Origin of the sequence: Halobacillus yeomjeoni, assembly GCF_020171525.1 — a bacterium.
GTDB lineage: Bacteria > Bacillota > Bacilli > Bacillales > Halobacillaceae > Halobacillus > Halobacillus yeomjeoni.
The window spans coordinates 254,001-275,767 of record NZ_JAIVAI010000001.1; the positions used below are offsets into that span (position 1 = coordinate 254,001).

At 40.7% G+C, this 21,767-nt stretch carries 28 protein-coding genes; 17 read left to right on the forward strand and 11 right to left on the reverse strand.

The features are described 5' to 3' along the window. Positions 1-37: 37 nt before the first annotated feature. From udk to LCL89_RS01250, 5 genes are all read left to right on the forward strand, one after another. Complete coding sequence (udk, locus tag LCL89_RS01230; protein WP_197316537.1) at positions 38-682, forward strand: uridine kinase; 645 nt, start codon at positions 38-40, stop codon at positions 680-682. Between the two features lie 164 nt (positions 683-846). Next, entirely contained in the window at positions 847-1,323 is a 477-nt protein-coding gene (greA, locus tag LCL89_RS01235; RefSeq protein ID WP_197316536.1) for a transcription elongation factor GreA, read from the forward strand. A gap of 153 nt (positions 1,324-1,476) precedes the next feature. Further along, the gene (locus LCL89_RS01240) at positions 1,477-2,148 is read left to right on the forward strand and encodes a YrrS family protein (protein ID WP_224807268.1); all 672 of its coding nucleotides are present in this window, start codon (positions 1,477-1,479) and stop codon (positions 2,146-2,148) included. A 15-nt stretch (positions 2,149-2,163) separates the two neighbouring features. Continuing rightward, on the forward strand, positions 2,164-2,856 hold the full coding sequence (gene mtnN / locus LCL89_RS01245; RefSeq protein WP_224807270.1) for a 5'-methylthioadenosine/S-adenosylhomocysteine nucleosidase: 693 nt from the start codon (positions 2,164-2,166) through the stop codon (positions 2,854-2,856). Positions 2,857-2,921: 65 nt separating this feature from the next. After that, positions 2,922-3,155 carry a YrhC family protein gene (locus tag LCL89_RS01250; protein WP_197316533.1) on the forward strand — a complete coding sequence of 78 codons (234 nt, stop codon included), beginning with the start codon at positions 2,922-2,924 and terminating at the stop codon, positions 3,153-3,155. Positions 3,156-3,191: 36 nt separating this feature from the next. On the opposite strand, the gene sigK is transcribed toward LCL89_RS01250, so the two are convergent. The 8 genes from sigK to sda all read right to left on the reverse strand — a co-directional run bounded on the left by sigK (position 3,192) and on the right by sda (position 9,880). Beyond that, positions 3,192-3,905, reverse strand: coding sequence for an RNA polymerase sporulation sigma factor SigK (gene sigK / locus LCL89_RS01255; RefSeq protein WP_197316532.1), 714 nt, complete (start codon positions 3,903-3,905; stop codon positions 3,192-3,194). Between the two features lie 217 nt (positions 3,906-4,122). After that, the gene (gene mnhG, locus LCL89_RS01260; protein WP_197316531.1) at positions 4,123-4,506 is read right to left on the reverse strand and encodes a monovalent cation/H(+) antiporter subunit G; all 384 of its coding nucleotides are present in this window, start codon (positions 4,504-4,506) and stop codon (positions 4,123-4,125) included. Beyond that, positions 4,487-4,789: a monovalent cation/H+ antiporter complex subunit F gene (locus tag LCL89_RS01265; RefSeq protein ID WP_404813410.1), complete on the reverse strand. Its 303-nt coding sequence runs from the start codon at positions 4,787-4,789 to the stop codon at positions 4,487-4,489. Before LCL89_RS01265 ends, mnhG begins: the two co-directional genes overlap by 20 nt. Positions 4,790-4,797: 8 nt before the next feature. Next, complete coding sequence (locus tag LCL89_RS01270; protein ID WP_197316529.1) at positions 4,798-5,274, reverse strand: Na+/H+ antiporter subunit E; 477 nt, start codon at positions 5,272-5,274, stop codon at positions 4,798-4,800. A gap of 6 nt (positions 5,275-5,280) precedes the next feature. After that, positions 5,281-6,765: a Na+/H+ antiporter subunit D gene (locus LCL89_RS01275; protein WP_224807273.1), complete on the reverse strand. Its 1,485-nt coding sequence runs from the start codon at positions 6,763-6,765 to the stop codon at positions 5,281-5,283. Further along, positions 6,758-7,105, reverse strand: coding sequence for a Na(+)/H(+) antiporter subunit C (locus tag LCL89_RS01280; RefSeq protein WP_197316527.1), 348 nt, complete (start codon positions 7,103-7,105; stop codon positions 6,758-6,760). The genes LCL89_RS01275 and LCL89_RS01280 overlap by 8 nt, the downstream gene beginning before the upstream one ends. A gap of 3 nt (positions 7,106-7,108) precedes the next feature. Continuing rightward, positions 7,109-9,442, reverse strand: a complete 2,334-nt coding sequence (locus tag LCL89_RS01285) for a Na+/H+ antiporter subunit A (protein ID WP_224807274.1) — start codon at positions 9,440-9,442, stop codon at positions 7,109-7,111. A gap of 270 nt (positions 9,443-9,712) precedes the next feature. Beyond that, the gene (sda, locus tag LCL89_RS01290) at positions 9,713-9,880 is read right to left on the reverse strand and encodes a sporulation histidine kinase inhibitor Sda (RefSeq protein WP_404813381.1); all 168 of its coding nucleotides are present in this window, start codon (positions 9,878-9,880) and stop codon (positions 9,713-9,715) included. A 321-nt stretch (positions 9,881-10,201) separates the two neighbouring features. Here sda and LCL89_RS01295 point away from each other — a divergent pair, with 321 nt between their 5' ends. The 8 genes from LCL89_RS01295 (at position 10,202) to LCL89_RS01330 (ending at position 15,301) form a co-directional block, all read left to right on the forward strand. Then, positions 10,202-10,729: a YqeG family HAD IIIA-type phosphatase gene (locus LCL89_RS01295; RefSeq protein WP_197316525.1), complete on the forward strand. Its 528-nt coding sequence runs from the start codon at positions 10,202-10,204 to the stop codon at positions 10,727-10,729. Next, a complete protein-coding gene (gene yqeH, locus LCL89_RS01300; protein WP_224807276.1) occupies positions 10,726-11,826 on the forward strand; it encodes a ribosome biogenesis GTPase YqeH in 1,101 nt (366 codons plus the stop codon). The genes LCL89_RS01295 and yqeH overlap by 4 nt, the downstream gene beginning before the upstream one ends. Before the next feature lie 11 nt (positions 11,827-11,837). Further along, entirely contained in the window at positions 11,838-12,671 is an 834-nt protein-coding gene (gene aroE / locus LCL89_RS01305; RefSeq protein WP_224807278.1) for a shikimate dehydrogenase, read from the forward strand. A gap of 1 nt (position 12,672) precedes the next feature. Beyond that, positions 12,673-12,963 carry a ribosome assembly RNA-binding protein YhbY gene (yhbY, locus tag LCL89_RS01310; RefSeq protein ID WP_197316522.1) on the forward strand — a complete coding sequence of 97 codons (291 nt, stop codon included), beginning with the start codon at positions 12,673-12,675 and terminating at the stop codon, positions 12,961-12,963. A 12-nt stretch (positions 12,964-12,975) separates the two neighbouring features. After that, entirely contained in the window at positions 12,976-13,548 is a 573-nt protein-coding gene (locus LCL89_RS01315; protein ID WP_224807280.1) for a nicotinate-nucleotide adenylyltransferase, read from the forward strand. Next, complete coding sequence (gene yqeK, locus LCL89_RS01320) at positions 13,538-14,092, forward strand: bis(5'-nucleosyl)-tetraphosphatase (symmetrical) YqeK (protein ID WP_197316837.1); 555 nt, start codon at positions 13,538-13,540, stop codon at positions 14,090-14,092. The genes LCL89_RS01315 and yqeK overlap by 11 nt, the downstream gene beginning before the upstream one ends. A gap of 127 nt (positions 14,093-14,219) precedes the next feature. Further along, on the forward strand, positions 14,220-14,573 hold the full coding sequence (gene rsfS / locus LCL89_RS01325) for a ribosome silencing factor (RefSeq protein ID WP_197316520.1): 354 nt from the start codon (positions 14,220-14,222) through the stop codon (positions 14,571-14,573). Further along, positions 14,573-15,301, forward strand: a complete 729-nt coding sequence (locus LCL89_RS01330) for a class I SAM-dependent DNA methyltransferase (RefSeq protein ID WP_224807282.1) — start codon at positions 14,573-14,575, stop codon at positions 15,299-15,301. The genes rsfS and LCL89_RS01330 overlap by 1 nt, the downstream gene beginning before the upstream one ends. A gap of 81 nt (positions 15,302-15,382) precedes the next feature. On the opposite strand, the gene comER is transcribed toward LCL89_RS01330, so the two are convergent. Beyond that, positions 15,383-16,192, reverse strand: coding sequence for a late competence protein ComER (comER, locus tag LCL89_RS01335; RefSeq protein WP_224807284.1), 810 nt, complete (start codon positions 16,190-16,192; stop codon positions 15,383-15,385). 82 nt (positions 16,193-16,274) lie between these two features. Here comER and LCL89_RS01340 point away from each other — a divergent pair, with 82 nt between their 5' ends. The 3 genes from LCL89_RS01340 to LCL89_RS01350 all read left to right on the forward strand — a co-directional run bounded on the left by LCL89_RS01340 (position 16,275) and on the right by LCL89_RS01350 (position 19,718). After that, positions 16,275-16,835, forward strand: a complete 561-nt coding sequence (locus LCL89_RS01340) for a helix-hairpin-helix domain-containing protein (protein WP_224807286.1) — start codon at positions 16,275-16,277, stop codon at positions 16,833-16,835. 61 nt (positions 16,836-16,896) lie between these two features. After that, positions 16,897-17,457: a ComE operon protein 2 gene (locus LCL89_RS01345; RefSeq protein WP_197316516.1), complete on the forward strand. Its 561-nt coding sequence runs from the start codon at positions 16,897-16,899 to the stop codon at positions 17,455-17,457. Continuing rightward, on the forward strand, positions 17,457-19,718 hold the full coding sequence (locus tag LCL89_RS01350; RefSeq protein WP_224807288.1) for a DNA internalization-related competence protein ComEC/Rec2: 2,262 nt from the start codon (positions 17,457-17,459) through the stop codon (positions 19,716-19,718). The genes LCL89_RS01345 and LCL89_RS01350 overlap by 1 nt, the downstream gene beginning before the upstream one ends. A 47-nt stretch (positions 19,719-19,765) precedes the next feature. Here the strand turns inward: LCL89_RS01350 and LCL89_RS01355 are convergent, their stop codons facing one another. Beyond that, positions 19,766-19,900, reverse strand: coding sequence for a YqzM family protein (locus LCL89_RS01355; protein ID WP_079479604.1), 135 nt, complete (start codon positions 19,898-19,900; stop codon positions 19,766-19,768). 345 nt (positions 19,901-20,245) lie between these two features. On the opposite strand from LCL89_RS01355, the gene holA reads away from it, so the two are divergent. Further along, positions 20,246-21,265 carry a DNA polymerase III subunit delta gene (gene holA, locus LCL89_RS01360; protein ID WP_224807290.1) on the forward strand — a complete coding sequence of 340 codons (1,020 nt, stop codon included), beginning with the start codon at positions 20,246-20,248 and terminating at the stop codon, positions 21,263-21,265. A 181-nt stretch (positions 21,266-21,446) separates the two neighbouring features. Here holA and rpsT read toward each other — a convergent pair whose 3' ends face one another. Further along, on the reverse strand, positions 21,447-21,713 hold the full coding sequence (gene rpsT, locus LCL89_RS01365) for a 30S ribosomal protein S20 (RefSeq protein WP_197316513.1): 267 nt from the start codon (positions 21,711-21,713) through the stop codon (positions 21,447-21,449). Positions 21,714-21,767 lie beyond the last annotated feature (54 nt).

The window sequence follows — 21,767 nt, forward strand, 5'->3', positions numbered from 1 at the left end:
ATAGAACATGTATGGGATGAAAGGAGTACCCACAAAAATGAAAGATAAACCAGTAGTAATCGGCGTAGCCGGAGGAACAGGATCAGGTAAGACGAGTGTCACACGCTCAATCATGCAGCGCTTCTCTGATAAAACAATTTTAATGTTGGAACAGGATTATTATTATAAAGATCAGAGCCATCTTCCTTTTGAAGAAAGACTTCAAACCAATTACGATCATCCTTTAGCATTTGATAATGATCTTCTCATTGATCACTTGAATCAATTAATCGAACAGAAATCCGTTGAAAAACCAACATATGATTATAAGATGCATACACGTTCTGAAGAAACTGTACACGTAGAGCCGAAAGAAGTCATCATTGTAGAAGGGATTCTGGTTCTTGAAGATGAGCGTCTGCGGGATATGATGGATATTAAAGTATTTGTAGATACAGATGCTGATGTCCGGATCATTCGTCGTATGATGAGAGATATCAATGAAAGAGGACGTACGCTTGATTCAGTCATCGATCAATATATCAACGTCGTGAGACCTATGCATCTGCAATTCGTTGAGCCCACAAAGCGTTATTCGGACATCATTATCCCAGAAGGTGGTCAAAACCATGTGGCTATTGATTTAATGGCGTCCAAAATCCAAACTGTTCTGCACGAAAAAGGGCATACTTTCAGTAAATAAATAGTTGAAAAGCTGTCAAAAATCTGGCATAGTTTTCAATAGTAGTTCCAAAACCGTTTGTTCACGGGTGAATTTATCGGTTTGTATTTAGTGACCGTGCAGACGACCGCTCATTTTTATAATTAATGACATTATACTTGTTGGATTAAAGGAGTGTAAGGATTATGGCAGAAGAAAAAAGCTATTATATGACCGAAGAAGGGAAACAGAAGCTCGAGGAAGAACTGCATCAATTGAAAACAGAGCGTCGTAAGGAAGTTGTTGAACGCATCAAGATCGCTCGCGGATTCGGAGATCTATCCGAGAACTCTGAATACGATGCAGCGAAAGATGAGCAAGCTTTTGTTGAAGCCCGAATCACACAGGTCGAAAACATGATTCGTAATGCTGTGATCATCGAAAATGACAATGACAACCCGAACATGGTATCCATGGGTAAATCTGTCACTTTCCAAGAACTCCCTGATGGAGATGAAGAAACGTACAAAATCGTCGGGAGTGCGGAAGCAGATCCGTTCGAAGGGAAAATTTCAAACGATTCACCAATGGCTCAAAGTCTGATTGGACATGAAGTCGGGGAAGAAGTAACAGTTGCTACCCCGGGTGGAGAAATTGAAGTTAAAATCATTACAGTTGAATAACACGGTTGATTAGAAAAGGCAGGGGTGAGCCCCCTGCCTTTTTGTACATAGATTGATGACATTTCCATTGCCTTTTAAACCCCCGTTCAAAAGGGGATTTATCCTCCCTATTGAATGCTGTATAATATAGTACGAATAAAAGGAGGAGAAGCAATGTCTAATGAAAATGAACGGTATTCACGTTCCTCTCGCTTTGAAAAGAAAAGAAGAGGGACGAAGTTGATGAGTTGGCTGATAGGAGTCGGAAGTATCATGCTCATTGTGTTCATTTCTTTAATGGTTTTCGGGGGAGAGGACCAACCAGGAAAAGCTGTAGAACCCGACGGTGAATCAAAGGTAGAAGAAAATACTACTGTAGATGATTCAGAAGACGAATCAGCTCAGGAAGACGTAGACCAAACAACGAATGATGAGAATAAATCAGGTAACGAATCAACAGATAAAAGTAATAATGATGAAGAAACCATGACTGTAGAAGAAAGCAGTGATGAAAACGTGATCCGTATCATCAAAAAAGACTGGGAGCCTGTCCCTACAGAACAAGAAATTCAAGGGCAGCACCAAATCAAGTATGATGATGAAACACAAGACTGGGAAGAGATGCTTCAGGCAGTCACAAAAGCTACTGATTTAAGTAAAGAAGAGATGTACATTTGGCGAATCGGCAGAGGGAATCAACCTCAACAAGCATTAGCTACGGTATCTGACAGCGACAAAACGAATCATTATCGCGTCACTTTGGAATGGGTCGATGGAGAAGGTTATCGCCCAGTTCAAGTAGAGGAAATGAAAGAAGTCGATCGTTATTGGGAAGAAGATGAATAAGAGAGGAAGACGTATATGACCATTGGAATCATTGGAGCTATGGATGAAGAGATAGAATTATTACAGAGCGAAATGAACATTACTGAAAGAAATGAAGTTGCAGGCAGTGAGTTTATTGAAGGAGAGCTTCACGGAAAACCGGTTGTTCTACTGAAATCAGGTATTGGAAAAGTAAATGCCGCGATGTCTACTACGATCCTGCATGAAAGATATGATATAGAAGCGGTCATCAACACAGGGTCTGCAGGAGGCTTTGCAAAGGATTTAGAGGTTGGAGATGTCGTCATCTCAAGTCTGGTTACACACCATGACGTAGATGTCACTGCGTTCAAATATGAATATGGACAGGTACCTGGACTGCCGGCAATGTATGCAGCAGATGAAAAGCTCATTGAACAAGCGCTGGAATCTGTCAAAAAGACGAATGCGAAAGCCAAAAGAGGAATCATCGCTACAGGAGATTCTTTTATGCAAGAGGAGAAAAAAGTAGATTTTGTACGAGGTAAGTTTCCTGAGATGATAGCTGCAGAAATGGAAGCTGCGGCTATTGCCCAAGTGTGCTACAAATATGGCACTCCTTTTGTCGTCATTCGCGCATTATCTGATATAGCAGGCAAGGAATCTTCGGTTTCTTTTGAACAGTTCCTGCCAAAAGCAGCTGAGAATGCTGCGACAATGATCATGTCTATGGTAAGTTCCCTGAATTGATAACAATTACCATCTCCATCACACGAAAGTTATGTTAAAATAATAGTCGTGCAGGAGGTGGAATCATGCAGTCTACCGAATGGTTACAAAAAAAGATTGAAGATTACAAGAGATTCATTGCGACATTATTGATTCTTTCCAGTTATTTATATATGGGAACATTGATCAGCATTTTTGAATACAAAAGCAATGACTACTATTACTTACTGCCATTGACTGTGTCATCGTTGTTGGCAGTCACGATATTCATGGTCAAGATTAATAAATGGCAGCGACAAATAGCAGCTGATGATCATTAAGATAAGCCACTACGATTGATACGTAGTGGCTTTTTTTTATCCGTTTTTACCATTCTTACTTTGCTTGTAAAACTCATGGAAGATTTTCATGAGTGCTCTTTTTTCTATGCGGGATACATAACTTCTGGATATACCAAGTTCTTTGGCAATCTCTCTTTGTGTTTTTTCATCGGTTCCATTCAAACCATATCTGTATATGATCACTTCCCGTTCCCGTCCGTCCAAAATGGTAATAAAATCCTTGATTTTTTCCAATTCCATGTTAAGTTGGATTTCTTCAACGATGTCCACGCCATCCGCCTGGAGAATATCTAATAAGTTAAGCTCGTTCCCTTCTTTGTCGTGACCTATGGGATCCTGCAACGATACATCTTTGTTCATTTTTTTTGTGGAGCGCAGGTGCATCAATATTTCATTTTCTATGCAGCGTGCAGCGTACGTGGCGAGTTTTGTTCCTTTCCCTGTTGAGTAACTCTCTATACCTTTAATCAAACCGATTGTTCCGATGGAGATCAAGTCTTCAAAGTCTTCTTTCGTGTTTTCAAACTTTTTAACGATGTGAGCCACCAGTCTCAAATTATGTTCAATCAATGTGTTCCGCGCGTCTTGACTACCTTCCTGCATCAGTTGGAGTTGTTTAGCTTCTTCTTCTGGAGAAAGGGGGTTTGGAAATGCCTGGTTCTTTACATAAGACATGAACCAAAGAGATTCTTTGAAAAAGTATAGGATCGAGGCGATCAGACTGCTCATAAGACGCACACCTCCACTTATATTAGGCGATTGCCTACATCATACTTATGTGAAAGTTGTGCAGTTTGTGCTTGTCTGCAGCTAATAAGGCTTGTCGAAATTTTATTGAGCGGGAGTTTTTGTGTTGATCGTCTAAATTTGTACATAACATTACTAAATATGAACAAACGACCGTAAAAAAAGCGTGGCTTCCTGAATAGGAAGTCACGCTTACTCTTTACTTCATTTTTTGATTTTTTTCCTCAGCTTTCAAGGCGGTGGCATAATCATCTTTTACGCTTTCGCCCCATAGAGGAACACCGCTGCGATATGCTGCTCGTGCAATCATATGACCAGAGACAGGAGCTGTCAAAAGCACAAACAATATGCTCAATAACAACTTGCCGCTGACAATATCATGCTCGATATAGAGAAAAAGGAAAGCACCGATCATGATACCTGCTACTCCAAGCGTAGAACTCTTTGTGGCAGCATGTAATCTCGTATAAACATCAGGAAAGCGTAAAATACCGAGAGACCCTGAAACGATGAAAAAGGTTCCTACCAGCAAGGATAGGCATATGATGATGTCCAGTACTAGATTAATCCATGTCCCGGTCAATAATAACACCCTTTTCTAAGAATTTCGCCAAGGCTACGGTACCGATGAATAACAAGATACCGATAAGCAAGATGACATCGTTGAATTTTGTCGTCACTAGCATGATGGCGATTAATCCTGCTAATGCCATGACATTGATACCGATAATATCAAGCGATACAGCACGGTCAGGGTTTGAAGGACCTTTGATCGCTCGATAGAGAAGAATGATAATAGAGATGGAGATTCCTAAAATGGAAATCAGAGTCGTCCATTCGATTAATGATTGAGTGAAGTTCAACATCTGCTCCATTATCTCGTCACCTCCATAATCGCTTTCTCAAACGTTTCTTTAATGTCATTGATCGACTGTTCAACATCAGGGATATCCATGGCATGTATATAGATCTTCGTGTGATCTTCGCTGACAGCGATGGATAACGTCCCAGGGGTCAATGTAATGAGATTTGCAAGTAAGGTAATCTCAAAGTTGCTTTTCAACTCAGTCGGCAAAGTAAATATACCAGGTTCGATATCCAATTTAGGCTTGTACACAAGCTTAACGATATCAATGTTCGATAAGATCAATTCTCTGATGAATAAAAGAATCAGTTTGATAAATTTAAATACACGCCTCATGTAGAAGGAATCAGGGATGAATCTTTGAAGAACGAAAAGTAATCCGATACCCAGCAGGTAACCTACAAAGAATGTTGAGAATTCATAGCTTTCACTAAGGAACATCCACATGATGGCGATAAAAATGTTAATTACAATTTGAAATGGCATCAGCTTCTACTCCTTTAATACAGAATCGATGTAGATTTCCGGGTCCATCAAATATTCTGCTATGGATTCGATGGAAGGATAAAACCATTCGGCTCCTACACCCAGCAGGATGGAAAGTGCCAGTAATCCTGCTGCCGGCCAAACCATTCTGGCTGCTTTCGACTTTCGTTCAGGATGTTCAAGTTCTCTTTCCTCACCCCAGAATCCTCTGATGAAGATTCGTATCATTGAGAACAAAATCAACAGGCTTGATATCAGGGCTACGATGACAATCATGATCTCTTCTTCAGCCAGACCGCCACGTAATAGTTGCAGCTTCCCGATGAAACCACTGAACGGTGGTATACCGGCAAGAACCAATGTGGCTAAGAAAAACAGCCATCCCAATACAGGGTAATGGTGGATGAGTCCTCCCATTTTTCTTAAATCAGATGTACCTGCTGCATAGACGATAGCTCCGATCAGTAAGAAAAGTACACCTTTTATGATCATATCGTGAACAAGGTAGTAAATCGTACCACTGATGGAGACCTCAGTGAATATTCCTATCCCCATAAGCATGAATCCGACAGCTGGAATGATGTTATATGCAATCACCAGCTTGACGTTGTTTGTTGATAAAGCCCCAATCACACCGAATAACATCGTGAATGCTGCCAGGTAAATGAAAAGGGTATGCGTCATTTCTACTTCTTGATTGAAAATCAAAGTGAATGTGCGAAGAATCGAATAGATTCCTACTTTCGTCAGTAAAGCCCCAAACAAAGCCGATACGACCGGGTTTGGAGAAATATAAGGGCGTGGAAGCCAATAGTAAAGCGGAAAAACAGCCGCTTTCGTTGCAAAAACGAAAAAGAACAGGATGCCGATGGTCGTCAGTATCCCCTGCTGCTCGACTTCTTTTACCCTCTCAGCGATTTGTGCCATGTTTACTGTACCGACAATCGAGTAAAGAAATGCAATCGTGGTTACAAAAAGCATGGAAGAGAATAAGTTGATCAAAACGTACTTCAACGATTCTCTTAGCTGAGCTTTACCATTACCGAGCACAATCAGTCCATAGGAAGCCATCAATAGTACTTCAAAAAATACGAATAAGTTAAACATGTCACCAGTCAGGAAAGCTCCACTTACTCCTGCAATCAACATGAAGAAAAAGCTGTAGAAATAGTAAGTCTCCTGTTGTTCACTCAGTGATTTCGGAGCGAAAAACACACTCGCGACTGCTACGATATTCGTAGTAAGGACCAGTGTCATCGCCAGCAGATCTCCGACAATGATGATACCGTATGGAGCTGCCCAGTCACCGGTCTCCAATACCAAGCTCCCATTTTGACGTACTTGGATAAATATCCAGCCGATTACGATCAAATTGACGACCGCAATGATTTGAGATGTGATTCTCACCATTGTTTTTTTCTTGTGGATGAAAGCTACCAGTATTCCAGCAAGTAGCGGTAATATGATGGGTAGTACTGCTAAATTACTCATAATCGTTACCTCTCAATTGCTCCATATTATCTGTCCCGTTGATTTTTGATGCACGGTACGCTAATACAAGCAGTAAACTTGTGACACCGAAACTGATAACAATAGATGTCAGAATCAATGCTTGTGGAAGCGGGTCAGTGTAACTTTCAACCCCTTCAGTCAAGATCGGAGGGGCTCCTCTTTCTCCCGTCTTCAATTCACCCATTGTAAGGATGAAAAGGTGTGCCCCGTGAGAGATGAGCCCTGTACCGATAATGATGCGAAGCATCTGTTTTTGAAGGAGGTTATAGATTCCTGTAGTAAATAAAATACCAGCAAGAATGGCCATGATAAATTCCATTATTTAATCCTCCTCCTTATTTCCACGCAGACGGATCATACCGAAGATCGCCATTGCTGCAATTCCTAATACGACGATTTCGAACAATGTATCCAGTCCACGGAAGTCTACTAAAATGACGTTGACGACGTTGTCACCACCGCCCAAGGAGTGGGATTTCTCAATAAAGTAACCAGCGATTGAATCAAACCACTTACTACTGTGAGCAGAGATGGCGATCATCGTCATCATGGCACCGAAGCCTACTGAAATGACTATATTCAGTACGCGGGTGCTGGCCGATTCTTCTTTCTTCCTTAACTTTGGCAGGTGGTAGAACACCAAAAGGAATAAGGCGACAGTAACGGTTTCTATGATCAATTGTGTCAAAGCCAAGTCAGGTGCTCTGAACAAGACGAACAACATAGACAGGCCGTAACCTACGACACCAAGAATCAATATCGCTGTTATACGGTTATTTGTAATGATGGTTCCGACAGCTGCGATGACCATCATGACAGCAACCGAAATTCCAGGAAGTGAAAGGTCCGCTAAATTACTAGTGTCAATGGTGAATCCACCTGTAACCGCCATGAAGGCAAAGGTAGTTACGAGAATAGCGGCCAGGATCAATCGTACATAGCGACCCAGCGAACCATTCATATAACCGTTGGTAATCTTACCAGAATATCGTTCTACACGATCGACAGTTCCATCATAAAACTTGTTCATACTCAGCACTCCAGGGATGAAGCGGTAAACAGGCTGCCAGATTTTTCGCGTAAGAACCAGGATGGTACCGAAAACAACGACCGTGAGTGACATAATTAACGGCGGTGTAATTCCATGCCAGAACTTGATGTGCTTTTCAAACTCTACACCTTTGACGGCATGCGCGGCATGAGCGATGAACGGTTCATTTATCAAATGAGGGAACAAACCGATCACGATAACTCCTAAAACTAAGATGATAGGAGATACGAGCATACCGAATGGTGCTTCGTGCGGCTTCTTAGGTAGTTCTTCAATATTGGCTTTCCCACGGAATGTTCCAAAGAAGAAATACATGGAATATACAAAAGTGAATATACTTCCGAAGACCGCTAAATAAGGCATTGCCATCTGTAACAGCTCTTTGAATCCTTCAGGTGTAACTTTCAAATGTAAGGAAGCATCGAAGAACAGCTCCTTACTGTAAAACCCATTCAAGAATGGAAGTGGTACTCCTGCCATGGAGAACGACGCCAGGACTGCTAATGTAGCCGTAATCGGCAGGTAAGTCATTAAACCGCCCAGTTTTCGTATATCACGGCTTCCGGTTTCATGATCGACAATACCTGCCACCATGAACAAGCTTCCTTTGAAGGTTGCGTGGTTCAAGATGTGGAATACAGCTGCAAATACAGCCATTTTCGTACCGAATCCTAACATGGACATAATCATTCCAAGTTGACTGATGGTAGAAAAGGCTAAAATACCTTTCAAGTCCGTTTGACGGACAGCCATATACGAGCCCCAGCATAAAGTGATAATCCCGAATGTTGATACGATAATAAAGAACCAATCATTTGAGGATAACATAGGGGAATATCTGGCCACTAAATAAATTCCCGCTTTTACCATTGTTGCAGAGTGCAGATAGGCACTTACAGGTGTAGGTGCTTCCATTGCATCCGGCAGCCAAATATGGAATGGGAATTGTGCTGATTTAGTAAAGGCACCTAATAAGAGCAGACATAAAATCAATGGGAAGTATTCATGATTTAAAATCAGCTGCTGCTGATCTATCATTCCTTGAATACTTGCCGTATTGGTCAAATTACTCATGAATACTAGAGCTCCAAGGAGGCTCAATCCACCAAAGACCGTAATCAACATGGACTTTAATGCCCCATACCTGGACGCTTTCTTATGGTTCCAGAAACCGATCAGTAAGAAAGAGGATAGGGATGTAAACTCCCAAAAACTATAAAGGACGAATACGTTGTCCGATAAAACAACTCCAAGCATAGAACCCATGAACAGTAGGAAGTATACATAAAAATTTCCCAGTTGCTCCGATTTATGTAGATAGAAAATCGAATAAAATGCAACCAGGGCACCGATCCCGCTTATCAATAGTACGAATAATAAGCTGAGACCATCCAAATAGAAGACGATATTCATGTCCAATGAAGGAATCCACGAATACTCTCTCGTCACAGGTTCGAAACCTGCCCCGATAAAACGGATGAAATAAATGAAAATGATAACAGGGACGATCGTAACGAAATACCCCGTATGCAGTTTATTTTTCCACTTGCTAAGGAGTGGAATGAATAGTGCAAGAATAAAAGGCAATAATACAGCCACCAACATGTGGTATTTTCCTCCCTCGACAAAAAGTTTCAAATATCTATATGATAGTACACAAACCAGTCCATTCACTCAATTGTAATCAAAAATACGATGAATATTCAACTGTCGAATACTGAATGTAATGGATTGAACTTCTATTAAGTATTCCCCACTATATAAGTAGAGACACAAAATCAGCCTAAATAAGAGTACCATAAAAAAACTCGCTGTTCTAAGGCAGCGAGTCTTTTTATGTATAGTATTGTCTGATTTTGTTGGGTGAGGAATTGTTCACCCCACGTGAGTGACATACTTGTCTAATAAATGCTGAATCGAACGGTTTCTTATTTCTTGTGTGATTTGGTTGATGAATTCATCAGAAAGATTGAGTTCAAGAGCTTTGTGGTAAGATTGTATTAACAGGGAATCAGAAAGTTGTTTCATACCTCTGTCACTCATGTGACAGCCACCTCCCGTTAGATCTTTATTGCAGGTATATGACGTTTTTAAGCTATATTTACCTTACCACGAGGTTCGAATACCCACAATATACCAGTTATCTACAGCAAAATGTAGATAAGTTTTAATAACTTCCATTCATTTGAGTGATAACAAAGGAGTTGTCGTGTGGAAATTGTGTATAAACTTATCCACAGGCTGCGTGTGTCAGTAATTGTCGAACGATTTTTGTTCTTTGTAAATTCATTTTGAAACATGAAAGGATTTTGTTTATGATGAGTAAGGAGATTTTGCCGTTGTGTAGGAGATGGAGTGATTGCGATGTTGAATAATTTTTTACCGAATGAACATTTTTCAAGCGTTCTTGAAATAGATCCGAACCATTTAAAAGAGAAAGGCGTCAAAGGGATCATAACGGATTTAGATAATACTCTCGTTGCCTGGGATGTTCCAGATGCCACAGATGAAATCAAAGATTGGTTTAAAGCTATGAATGATCATGGTATCCAAGTGACGATTACTTCTAATAATAATGAAGACCGTGTAAAACTTTTTTCAGATCCATTGAACGCAGACTTTATATATAGCGCAAGAAAACCTTTGTCACACGCGTTTAAAAAAGCACAAAGACAGATGGACTTGAAAAAGGATGAAATGGTCGTCATAGGGGATCAGCTTCTGACAGATGTGTTAGGAGGAAACCTTGCCGGCTTTCACACCATTTTAGTCGTCCCTATCGTTGAGACGGATGGCTTTTTCACGAGAATCAACCGTAAAATTGAACGGAGAATATTAAATTGGATGAGACGTAAAGGGAAAATTACGTGGGAGAGGAGAGACCAGTCATGATTGATATCCAATGCCAAGGGTGTGGAGCAGATATTCAAACGAAGGACCCGAAACAACCCGGGTATGCACCTGAGTCCGCTTTGGAGAGAGAGGAAGTCATTTGTAAAAGATGCTTCAGGCTGAAGCATTATAACGAAGTGCAGGATGTTCCCTTTCACGACGATGACTTTCTGGAAATGTTGAATCAAATCAGCAGTAATGAAGGGTTAATTGTTCAGCTGGTGGATATTTTTGATTTTAATGGGAGCTTCATATCAGGAGTACGCCGATTGACAGGAAATAACCCCGTCATCCTCGTAGGAAACAAAATGGATGTTCTTCCGAAGTCTGTAAATCCTGGTAAAGTGAAGTTATGGTTGAAAAAAGCTGCTAAAGAACAAGGGTTGAAAGTAGAGGATGTTTACTTAATTTCTGCTGAGAAAAACCAGGGAATTGAAGAGCTCTCAAAAGCTATCGACCAACAGCGTAAAGGCCGGGATGTCTATGTTGTAGGAACGACGAATGTCGGGAAGTCGACATTTATCAATACATTGATCAATAACACTTCTGGAGTGAAAGATGCGATTACTACTTCCTACTTCCCAGGAACGACTTTAGGTTTCATTGATATTCCTCTGGATGAGAACACTTCCCTATACGATACTCCCGGGGTGATCCAGCGTCACCAGATGGCACACTATGTGTCTGATCAGGACCTGAAGGTTATTACCCCTAGAAAAGAAATCAAGCCGAAAGTCTATCAATTGAATGATCAACAAACATTATTCTTTGGAGGTTTGGCACGCCTTGATTTCGATAGTGGAGAGCGAAGCTCATTCATCTGTCATTTTTCAAATGAAATGAATATCCACCGTACGAAACTTGAAAAAGCAGACGATTTATATGAAAACCATTTAGGTGAACTGCTTACACCTCCTAATGAGGAAACACTTGAAAAACTGCCTCCATTAAAAGCGCAGACCTTTAAGATCAAGGATGATAAAACGGATATTGTCTTTTCCGGCTTGGGCTGGGTGACTGTACCAGAAGGAGACATCACTGTTACGGCCTATGTGCCTGAAGGAGTAAAGGTTTCTTTACGTGAATCATTGATTTAGGAGGGAGCACTTTGTTAAAACTCGGTTTGATAGGCTATCCTATCCAGCACTCATTATCTCCATGGATTCATGAACAATTGATGGCACAGCAAAATGTCAAAGGATCCTATGAATTGTTCGAGATTCAACCTGAGAACTTCAATCAGGAAATAAAGTCCTTAAAAAACAGCCGGTTGGACGGTTTTAACGTCACAGTTCCATATAAGGAAAAAATCATTCCCTACCTGGATGAAATCGATGAAAGTGCCCGAGCGTTGGGAGCAGTAAATACGGTGAAATGTAAGGGAGATCAGTGGATTGGTTACAACACGGATGGATTAGGATTTGTGGATTCTTTGATCCATAGATATCCAGAGAGCACAAAGTATGGAAACAAAGCACTGATATTAGGAAGCGGAGGAGCAGCTAGAGGCATCTATCATGCACTAGCTGATACTTCTTTACAGAGGGTTGACTTGGCGAACCGTACGATCGAGAGAGCAGAAGAAATCATTCAAGACAGGCCGGTGACCATCCAGTCCAATGCTCTCGATCTTCATCAAGCGTCAGAACGGATGGTCGATTATGACCTCATCATTCAAACTACAACAGTAGGAATGAGTCCCGACACGAATGTAGTCGTGCCGATAAAAGATTTGAAAGAGGGAGCGGTCGTGTGCGACATCGTCTACCGACCGATTAAAACTAAATTTCTAAAAACGGCTCAAAAACATGGAGCTTCCCTTCACTTTGGTCATGAAATGTTATTGCAACAGGCCGTATACGCTTTTAAAATATGGACACAGACCAAACCGGAGGCAGAGCCGTTATTAAGTAAGTTCGAAGAGAAATTGAAAGGGGTATAGAATGTTAACAAGTAAACAAAAAAAGCATTTACGTGCTGAATCACACCATATTCAGCCAATTTTCCAGGTTGGTAAAGCTGGTGTGAATGAAAATATGACTAAGCAGATCAATGAAGCTCTGGAAAAGAGAGAGCTGATTAAAGTAAGTGTCCTTCAAAATTGTTTTGAAGACAACAATGTAGTGGCCCGGGAAATTCAAGAAGCCACAGATGCCCATATCGTTCAGGTCATTGGAAACACGATCATCCTTTATAAAGAATCAATGGAGAATAAAAATATCGAATTACCATAAAGGAGACCTGAAATGAAACGAATAGGAATTCTTGGCGGGACGTTCGATCCCCCGCATCAGGGTCACCTAGTCATGGCAGAGTTTGTCCGTGACCAAATGAGACTAGATGAAGTGTGGTTCATCCCTTCTCACGATCCTCCTCACAAAGAAGGGGCTGTAGTACCGTCGGAAGCCCGGTTGGAAATGGTGGAAAAAGCTGTAGCCAATAACCCTTTTTTAAAAGTTTGTGATATCGAGTTGAAGCGGAAGGGGACTTCCTACACAATCGATACGATTAAGGAATTGAATAATCTCTACGCGGATGATGAATTTTATTTCATTATTGGAGGAGATATGGTAGAACACCTTCCTAAATGGCATCGAATTGAAGAGTTGAAGAGGATCGTTAAATTCGTTGGGGTAAAAAGACCGGGGTATGAATGGAAGCCTGAAATACCAGTGGAAAGTGTTGAAATCCCTCTGCTGGATATATCTTCGACTTATATCCGATCGAAGGTAGGTCGAAATGAGAGCGTCCGCTATCTCGTGCCAGATCTCGTGAATGATTTCATTAAGGAGCGTGGTCTTTATGGATTTGAATCGTGAAACCGCTCTTGAGTATGTACGACCTTACTTAAAGGAACAAAGGTATGAACATACAGTTCGTGTCGTGGATACTGCGGTTGAATTAGCTGAACGGTTCGGAGCGGATGTTAAGAAGGCGGAGATAGCTGCAGCCCTCCATGACTATGCAAAATATAAGCCTTTAGAAGAAATGAAAAGGTGGATCCATAATGACCGTCGTCTGCCAAAAGACCTGTTGGATTATCACCATGAACTTTGGCATGGTCCAGTGGGTGCACTCATGCTCGAAAGAGAGCTGGGTCTGACGGATCAGGAGGTCTTGTCCGCTATCGCATTCCATACAACTGGAAAAGTTCACATGGGTGTATTAGATAAAGTTGTTTTTTTAGCTGATTACATTGAGCCTGGCCGGAGTTTTCCAGGCGTGGATGAAGTAAGGTCAACAGCAGAAGCCGATTTAGACCGTGCCTGTGCCATGGCATTAAAAAACACGATCACTTTTTTAATTAGTAAAGAGCGAACTGTTTATCCAGACACGTTTCATGCATATAATGATATGATATAACTTTTTCCACAAAAGGCTTTTGTTGATGATTATGGTGGTAAAAGGGTAAGTGTAACAACTTGTATTATCCGTATGAGTTAACAAAAGCTAATACAAAAGAGAAAAAGATATAAAAGGGAGGAACACTATGGAAAGTAAAGATTTAGTTACATTGGCAGCGCAAGCTTGTGATGAGAAGCGAGCTTCAGATATAGTCGTACTTGATATGGCAGACGTCTCGTTGATTGCAGATTACTTCTTGATTTGTGAAGGGTCCAATGAACGTCAAGTCCAAGCAATTGCAAGAGAGTTGAAACAACAAGCGGAAGAGAATGGCGTGGAAGTGAAGCGCATGGAAGGATTCGAGAAGGCAAGATGGATTCTTGTCGACTTGAATGATGTTGTATGTCATATCTTCCATAAAGATGAACGTCACTACTATAACCTCGAAAGACTGTGGGGAGATGCATCCACTGTAGCACTTGAGGGGTTAGAAGGGTAATGAGCTACCGCTTGATGGCTCAGGTCTATGACCAGCTCATGGCTGATGCCCCCTATGATTTATGGGTAGCCTTTACTCGACAAATGATTTCCCGCTTCAATCCTGATGTCAAATCAATATTAGATGCAGGCTGCGGTACCGGTGAAATCACTCATCGGTTAGATGGCAAAGGGTTTTCAATGACAGGTGTAGACTTGTCAGAAGAAATGCTTACCATTGCTCAGCAAAAAAATCCTGCTGCTGATATACAGTGGATTCATCAGGACATTACTCGCTTAGATGGATTTGCGGGTCTGGATTGTATCATCAGCTATTGTGATGTCATGAATTACGTGACAGATGAAGAAAGTGTAAAGAATGCATTCAGTCGTGCTTACAACACTTTGAATGATGCGGGTTTGTTTATATTTGACGTACACTCAATAGAACACATTCAACATGATCTCTATGGTCAGACATTTGCAGAAGTTTACGATGATGTATCCTATATATGGTTTTGTGACCCAGGTGAATCAGAAAATAGTGTCACTCATGACTTGACTTTCTTTGTACAAGAGGGAGAAAAGTACCAGCGTTTCGATGAACAGCATTTTCAACGAGGCTATACAATTGATGCTTTGAAGAAATGGCTTTCTGAAGCAGGGTTCAATATTAACCTGATCAGCTCTGACTTCTCGTTGGAGTCATCCAGTACTGGAGATCGTATCTTTTTTGTCTGTCAAAAATAATATGGGAGAGGAGTCTCGTAAGACGGGACTCCTTTTGTTTTTTATCAGCAGGAATTTGAGTTAAAATGTCGAATTACATATTCACAGGTCAATACTTTCTTTATCTTCTTTATGTTTACGCTGGGTAGCTTTGAACATCTCATGGAATAATTCTCCAGTATGGTCTTCCAGCGCCTGTAAACCCTCTCCAGTCACTCCTCCTTTTACTGTTACTTTTGCCATTAACTCCTCCAAAGTGAATATTTTCTTTGCAAAAAGTTTGCCTAAACCAATCATCATGTTCTCCGTAAGCTTCGTCGCCTGGTCTTCGTTTATTCCAGCCACATCTTCTGCAGCTTGAATCCAACTCCTTAATAAGAAACTGATGAATGCAGGACCGCAGGATACAATATCTGATGCCACACGTATGTGTGCTTCTTCAACCTCAACCGGCTCAGAAAAATATGAGAAAGTATTTTTCAGGGTTTGTTTGTACTGCTCAGATATACGACTGCCAAATGTAAATAAACTGACCCCTGCAAAGGCATGATTTGTAATTGAAGGAACAATTCTTGCAACTTGACACGGCGTAGCTTTTTCCAATTCTTCTACAGAAATAGGACTGGTAATAGAAACGATGCATTGACCTTCGGTGAAATTGTCCTTTAATTCATTCAGGATATCTGAGTAATGATGAGGTTTGACACAAATGAACAGTATGTCAGACTTTTGTTGTATTTCTTTGAGGCTGGAAGCGGTTCTCAGGTCTGTGAACGTTTCAGCAAGCTTCTCGGCTTTTTCAGCAGTTCGGTTAAATATCGTCAATTGATTGGAATGAATGGCTCCACTATTGATCAAAGCGGATGTAAGCATACTCCCCATATTCCCCGTTCCAATTATCCCCCATTTCATTCTGCATCCCTCCTACAAAAAGTATCAACACCTATATATAAGTATTCTTAATAAAAGTAAATATGAAAGAAGGACAAGGGAAATGAAATTTATTAGAAGGTATGGCTGGATTTTTCTTCTTATCATTGTTGGCATAGGTCTATATGTTGTGAAGGCACAAGACCAAGAAGCAGCGGTCCAAATCACTTCTTACCCACAACAGGAAGAGTCTGTAAAAGAGGAGACTAAAATTGATATGAAAGTAGATGTGAAAGGGGAGGTTGTTAAGCCGGGTGTATATACCGTCAATAAAGCCATGCGCGTGCACGATGTCGTAGAAATGGCCGGCGGAATGACACCAAATGCTGATATGACTAGTGTCAATTTAGCTCAAAAAGTACAGGATGAAATGGTTATCATCATACTTAGTAAGCTGCCTGAAAATGGAACGGAAGTTCATCAAGCGGATAAAAAACTTTCGTTGAATCAAGCGACGTTAGAAGAACTTCAGTCTTTAGATGGGATTGGGTTATCTAAAGCCAACGCAATTATTCAATATCGAGAGGAACATGGACCTTTTATCCAAGTTGATGATTTGTTGAAAGTAACAGGGATAGGTGCAAAGACGCTGGAAAGGTTCAAGGAGAAAGTGAGAGTTCCGTAACTGTTTGACGGATGTCACACCTACGGGTAAACTGAATGAAAAATCATACAGGGGGTACATAATGGAGCGAATTACTTGGAATCAATACTTCATGGCACAAAGTTATCTTTTGAAATCACGCAGTACATGTCAACGATTAGCCGTAGGCGCAGTTGTCGTCAGAGATAAAAGAATGATTGCTGGAGGATACAATGGAAGTGTTTCAGGCGGTGTCCACTGTATAGACGAAGGATGTTATGTCGTTGGAGGCCATTGTGTCCGGACTATACATGCTGAGATGAATGCATTACTGCAATGTGCGAAGTTCGGGGTGGCTACAGATGGAGCAGAAATTTATGTCACACATTTTCCATGTGTGCACTGCACCAAATCCATCATTCAAGCGGGAATCAAAGCGATTTATTACAGCGAAGATTACAAAAATGATCCTTATGCAATCGAGCTGCTGCAACAAGCAGGAGTAAGAACGAAAAAAGTGCCGATTGAATCAGACCCCATTTATTTTGAGCATCAGCAATTGATGAACAAGCTCATGAGTAAGCTTGAAAGTTATGAAGACCCAGATTTGGAAGAGTTGAAGCAAGAAGTCGACCACCTTTTTCAATTAACTGAAAAAAGGTGATGTTTAAAGGAACCTTACATATCCCCGTCATCTCATTTGTGTTGGGCGGGGTAATCTCTTATTTAAGCAACACTTCGTTAACGTTCATTTTGTTGATTGTTCTGATATGGCTCTATATGTTTCGCAGGAATTTCATTTTCATGATCTTCATAATCAGCTCTTTCCTATTTGGTTATGTGCACCTGTCTCCACCTTCTCTTCAATCTGTTTCTGAAGACAGCCTCATCCCTTCTTCTCCAGTAAGAATTATTTCCACCCTTAAAAAAACGCCCATGTCTGTTCATATGGTTGTCGAGGATCTGAACACAAAAGAGAAGATGAATGTAACTTTTTTTAAGAAGAGCAGTGAAGATCACGTGCCTGCCACTTGGAAACATGGAGCCACTTGTCAGTGGGAAGGGGAAAAAGAGCGGTTTCAAAACGCCCGGAATCCAGGGGAGTTCAATTTCAAAACTTATATGAATAACCGTGGAGTCTTTTTTCAACTCCGCTTAAAAAACGAAAGGTCCCTGGAATGTCAAGGAAGTTCGATCTTTAGTCATGCTTATGATTTTAGAGAAAAACTAATGCAGCAAACACAAGCCCATGTCGACCCGGCTGCATTTGCATGGATGGCGGCTTTAATTTTTGGTGAGACGGAATGGTTGGATGAAGAGACCCTCCACTGGTTCAGAGAATTCAATTTGTCGCATTTACTTGCTATCTCGGGCCTTCATGTGGGGTTGATGGTTAGTGTTATATATTTGTTCATCTATCGCTCAGGGCTGGGTACAAAAGAACAAGCTATGACAGTCCTATTAGTCATCATACCGTTATTTTGTTTTCTTGCAGGAGCGGCTCCTCCAGTTATTCGTGCAAGCATAATGGTCTTTGGTTTTATTTTGCTTAAACGACTCCGCCTTACAATTTCTTCGATAGACCTTCTTTCAATAATTGCCTTTGGCTTACTTTTTTATTCCCCAACTTTATTCACTCACATAGGCTTTCAATTCTCTTTTATCGTTACATTCAGCCTTCTATTGTCTCTCCCTATATTGAAGAATCAAAAGAATTTCTGGCTCCAGTCTGCACTGATCAGTGCAATCAGCCAATTGTCTATCCTCCCTATTCAGCTTCATCACTTTTTTCAATTCAATCCTGCTTCACTTATTGCAAATCTGATAATGGTTCCATATTTCTCGTTTTTCTACATGCCTGTCCTCTTATTTACGTTCAGTTTAAGCTTATTTGTACCTTCGTTCACCATGGTATTGTCGGGATATTTAAATGATTTACATGAAGGTGTTTTAAAGTTTTGGCAAAGTTGTAGTAACTATATTAATATTCAATGGGTTGTAGGGGAGTTAAGCACCCCTTACATCCTCGGTTATTTTTGTTTGTTTTGTATCATGATGCGTTTTTGGCAACTGTGTCATTTGAATAAAGCATTTTTTATGGGGGTGTATATGGTCTCAATACTTATCGCCTTCAGTTTAAAGCCTTACCTATCTCCTTATGGAACAATAACCATGCTCGATGTAGGGCAGGGGGACGCATTTGTTATTGAACTCCCTTTCAGAAAAGGTGTAGTGATGATTGATGCAGCAGGGCCGCCTGCATTCATCTTTAACGCTGACCTGACGGCTGAAAAAGTAATCATACCCTTCTTGAAATCACGGGGAATTGGGCACTTGCATGCCATTATTCTTTCCCATCAAGATTCCGATCACAGCGGAAGTGTGCCTGCAATCATAAGAAATATTCAAACTGACCAACTCGTCGTGGGAAAGTTCTATCCAGTGATTGACCAAAAAATTAAGGTGCTTCGAGTAGGGGATGGCGATCGTTTGTCTATAGGAGGTCAAGTTTTCGATGTCATAAGCCCTGAAATGGATTATTCGGATGCCAATGACAATTCCGTCGTGTTATATACTGAGTTTGGAGGATTGAGATGGTTGTTTACAGGAGATATTTCTAAGCAAGTGGAGGAACATCTTATGACGGCGTATCCGGAGATGCAGGTGGATGTTTTGAAGGTCGCTCATCATGGAAGCAGGACATCAACATCTGAAAAATGGATGCAGAAAATCCACCCTGTGTACGCATGGATTTCTGCAGGAAAGAATAACAGATATGGACACCCTCACCCTGAGGTTATCGGCAGGCTGGAACAAAAGGATGTCCTTATTTACCAAACCGAAAAAGACGGAGCTGTCCAATATAAATTCTCAGAAAGGGGAGGAACGTTTTCAAGTTATCTTCCGTATAATGCAAGCAGATAATAAAAAAAGACTGCAGATGCAGTCTTCTCATGCTTGCAATTTTTTAATTATTGTCCAATTACTGAAAATACAACTCCGATAAAGAAAATAACGAAGAAGAAGACAAACGAAAATACAAACCCTAAACCAGAGTCGATAACGTCATTAGTTTTGGACTGAATATCCTTCTTGAATTCGTTCATTGTTACCCCTCCTATATCCATTTCTAAGTATAAGCGATTATCATACAAAAATCTACATTCACAGCACAAGGAATTAAATTTCCTTTTAATTCATACCATTGCCACAGCTAGCAAGACTTGTCACAGATAATTCTCACACAAGGGGTCAAACTATACACAAGGGAACAACATCGTCCCCTTCAGAAGTACCCGGGACTTCTGGAATGGCGTTTATATAGATGGTTGATACAGCGGAGGTGTTACTGCTTTTGACATCCATTCAAAAGCACTCTAAAATAGTGACACTGACCATATCATTTGATGTGGCCGCTGTATTCTTTTTTTATTTTGGAAAGGGACGTAAAAATGGGGAAACTAAATCAAGCAAACGTATATTTATTATATGGAGAAGAATCCTACTTAATCCAGGAAAATAAAAATAAAATCATCGAACAAAACCTTCATAAAGAAGATCAGGAATTCAATATATCCCAATACGATCTGGAAGAAGTTCCGATCGAAGACGTGGTGACCGATGCAGAAACATATCCTTTTTTAGGTGATAAAAAAGTGGTGATCGCTTATCATCCAGTGTTCCTTAAAGGGAAACCGGATAAACTTCCTTTTGAACACGATGTAGATGCATTATTGGAATATGTGAAACAACCGGCTGATTACACTGTTCTTGTATTGATTGCGCCTTATGAGAAAGTGGACGAGCGCAAGAAAATATTCAAGAGTTTAAAGAAACAAGGAGAAGTGATCTCCTGCCAGCCTGTGAAAGAATGGGATATCGATAAATGGATTCAAACTTTAGCCCGCGAACTACATATCACGGTTCCCGAAAGTATACATGAATTATTCGCAAATGAAATCGGTACGAACCTTATGGCTCTAAGAAAAGAAATGGAGAAGCTGGCCTTGAATGTTGGAGAAGGAGGCGTAGTTTCAAAAGAGCTTGCGGAACAGCTTTTGTCTCATAGTGCGGAAGCTTCCGGGCTTAAGTTGGTAGATGCTGTCATGGAAAAGGACTTAGGAAGGGCTGTGCGATTGTTCAAGGATTTGGAAAAGTTGAATGAAGAGCCGATCGCTCTGACTGCCCTGTTAGCTTCCCAGTTCAGAATCATCAGTCAGGCAAAAGTTCTAAAGCAAAAAGGATATGGACAAAATCAAATGCGGAGCTACATTAAAGCACACCCGTATGTCATCAAGATGGCGATGAAGAGGGAGCGGTATTTTACAGATCTTGAACTGAATGAAATTATGGAACAGCTTGCGGAGACAGATCATACGTTGAAGCAGGGAAAGATGGAGAAGTCTTTAGCATTTGAAATGCTGTTATACCGATTGATAAACATTAAACAATCACAAACGAACCTTTCATAAAAATTGTTGGTGATTTTTTTCAATAGTTATAACAGCTGCCACTTTCTCAAAAGTCTTGGAACAGTAAAATTAACACAGCCTTCAAAAAAAACCTTCCATCAAAGATGGAAGGTTTTTTTACATGAAAAACGATCCATTTATGTAACGGATCGTCTGTTGGTCATAAATAACGAAAAAGAAATTATAATGCGTTTACTTTTTTAGTTAGGCGTGATTTAGTACGGTTACCATTGTTTTTGTGTAGGGCACCGCGTTGTACAGCTTTATCAATTTTCTTGACAGCTGTTTTTAGAGCTTGTTGAGCGCTCTCTTTGTCAGTATCTTTTTGAGATACAAGCTTTTCAACACGCTTTACTGCTGAACGCATATCTGATTTGAAAGCTGCATTCAAAGCACGAGCATCCGCGTTAACTTGTACACGTTTTTTCGCTGATTTAATGTTAGGCATAGTTTCACCTCCTAGGTAAAAACAAAAGACTCATTCATATCGAACAAGAGACAT